The organism is Ruminococcus sp. N15.MGS-57 (assembly GCF_000980385.1).
Lineage (GTDB): Bacteria > Bacillota > Clostridia > Oscillospirales > Ruminococcaceae > Hominimerdicola > Hominimerdicola aceti.
On record NZ_LARF01000132.1, the window covers coordinates 1 to 766 of the forward strand.

Annotated in this window: 1 protein-coding gene; it reads left to right on the forward strand. The window is 43.7% G+C overall.

The window, feature by feature from the left end:
- Nucleotides 1–555, forward strand: a 555-nt coding sequence (locus tag WS40_RS10950) for an ATP-binding cassette domain-containing protein (protein WP_046442302.1), incomplete at its 5' end; no start/stop codon positions are given.
- Nucleotides 556–766 lie beyond the last annotated feature (211 nt).

The window sequence follows — 766 nt, forward strand, 5'->3', positions numbered from 1 at the left end:
GGCAAGATACACGGACTTATCGGACGAAACGGCAGTGGAAAAACAATGCTTATGAAGTGCATATGTGGTTTTATCAAGCCCACGAGCGGTGAGATTATCGTTGACGGCAAGAAGGTCGGAAAGGACGTTGATTTTCCGAAAGATATGGGAATTATCATTGAAACACCGGGGTTTATACCTTACTATTCGGGCTACAAGAATCTCAAACTTCTTGCGGGGCTGAACAACAAGATCGGCAAAGATGAGATAAGAAACAGCATGAAACAGGTAGGACTTGATCCCGACCTCAAGCGTCACGTCCGCAAATATAGTCTAGGTATGCGGCAGCGTTTGGGACTTGCACAGGCTATCATGGAAAACCCAAAGATACTCATTCTTGACGAGCCTTTCAATGGCCTTGACAAGGACGGCGTAAAAGAAATGCGTGAGTACCTGCTTTCATACAAACAGCAGGGCAAGACTATCCTTATTTGCTCACACTCGGCGGAGGACATTTCAGTGCTGTGCGATACTGTGCACGAAATGGATAAGGGAGTCATTGTGGGAGTAAGGTGACATAAACTGAATAAGTATGGATTCGTACAAACAGATATCAGGAGCCGATATTGATAGGTTAAAATTAGGACTATTCAAATAGGATAAGCTGCCACAGATTTTTCTGTAGCAGCTTATTTTTGTTTGTGCTATTTCTTCTTGCGAAGATATCCGTCGTCATCATATTTCTTAGCTATATGCTGTGCAGCTTGCCAATCGCCCCATTTGTCTA